Source organism: Vibrio sp. S234-5 (assembly GCF_000960595.1).
In the GTDB taxonomy this organism is placed as follows: Bacteria; Pseudomonadota; Gammaproteobacteria; order Enterobacterales; family Vibrionaceae; genus Vibrio.
Map to the genome: position 1 here is coordinate 1 of NZ_JZAM01000359.1, position 418 is coordinate 418.

General features: G+C 45.9%; 1 pseudogene. It reads left to right on the plus strand.

The annotated features are described in order from the left end of the window. Nucleotides 1-293 (plus strand): annotated as a pseudogene (locus UF06_RS19025) (S1 RNA-binding domain-containing protein); the annotation flags it as partial. Between the last annotated feature and the right edge of the window lie 125 nt (nucleotides 294-418).

A 418-nucleotide genomic window follows, 5' to 3' on the forward strand; every position in this document is an offset into this window, starting at 1 on the left:
TACCAGTAGAAGAAGCAGTTCGTGCATTCAAGAAAGGCGATGAAATCTCTGCAGTAGATCTAGCTGTAGACGCTGAGCTTGAGCGTATTTCTCTAGGCGTTAAGCAAATGGAAAATGACCCATTCATTGCTTATGTAGCTGACAACAAGAAAGGCGTTCTAGTACACGGTACTGTAACTGCAGTTGACGCGAAAGGCGCAACCATCGAGCTAGAAGATGGTGTTGAAGGTTACATCCGCGCCTCTGAAGTATCACGCGACCGTATCGAAGATGCATCATTGGTCCTGAGCCTGTATCTTATACACTTCTGACGCTGCCGACGAATAGAGATGTCAGTTTTCAACTGCATGCCGCTGAGTTGACTGCTAATAACGAGTGGTAGTCAAATAATAAGGAGACGTTATCTGCTTCGGAGGAA